At 62.4% G+C, this 234-nt stretch carries 1 protein-coding gene; it reads right to left on the bottom strand.

All coding sequences use genetic code 11. The features are described 5' to 3' along the window. Positions 1-234, bottom strand: a 234-nt coding sequence (locus tag SB786_RS37765) for a molybdopterin-dependent oxidoreductase (RefSeq protein WP_410731781.1), incomplete at both ends; no start/stop codon positions are given.

Below are 234 nucleotides of genomic sequence, written 5' to 3'. Positions count from 1 at the left end.
CGATTTGCCCACGCAACCGCACATCACCAGCATGTTGATGATCGCGCGGTACGCCATGTCCATATGGAACCAGTGATTGATGCCCGCGCCGATGATGACCATCGACTTGCCCTCGGTCTTGTCGGCATTCTCGGCGAACTGGCGCGCGACGTTGATCACGTCGGCGCGCTTCACGCCCGTGATCGCTTCCTGCCACGCGGGCGTGTAGGGCACGTCGTCGTCGTAGCTGTGGGC

The sequence above is a fragment of the Burkholderia sp. SIMBA_062 genome (assembly GCF_046534765.1).
Classification (GTDB): domain Bacteria; phylum Pseudomonadota; class Gammaproteobacteria; order Burkholderiales; family Burkholderiaceae; genus Burkholderia; species Burkholderia ambifaria.
This window is presented reverse-complemented; position numbering and strand designations above follow the sequence as displayed.